1 pseudogene is annotated in these 458 nt (G+C 74.5%); it reads right to left on the bottom strand.

The features are described from left to right. A pseudogene (locus AC13HU_RS38140) lies at positions 1–138 on the bottom strand (sigma-70 family RNA polymerase sigma factor); the annotation flags it as partial. Between the last annotated feature and the right edge of the window lie 320 nt (positions 139–458).

Genomic DNA, 458 nt, shown 5'->3' with positions numbered 1-458 from the left:
GCGGTCGCCCGCGACGAGCTTGAGCACGTAGCTGAAAAGGGCGCTCGCGTGTTCGCGGTACAGCGCCCGCATGAGGTCTTCCTCCGGGACCGCGCCGTCGGGCCGGGGCGCGGGGCCGGGCAGGGCCGCGCCGTCCAGCCCGGGCGGGCCGTCCGGCCGGGCCGCACCGGCCTGTTGCGGTATCTCCGGAGGGGGTCCGTCCACGGGCGCATCCTGCCGCACCGGCGGCTCCCGGTCGAGTTCGCGTATCGCGGATCGAGACATCAGCGGGTGGCTTCCCGGAGGTGGAAGGTCGCCGCGGCCGCGGCGCTCACCCTCTCCATACGGACCCGCGGCCGGAACGTCTCACCTCCGGGAGCCGGAAAGGCCGGAGAATCCGGAAACCACGGACCCACGGACCCACGGACCCACGGACCCGCGGACCCGCGGACCCGCGGGAAAGCCGATGCAGCTAGGGA

The organism is Streptomyces sp. NH27 (assembly GCF_056859195.1).
Note: the sequence above shows the minus strand (reverse complement) of the source record. Positions and strands in the feature narration are given on the sequence as shown.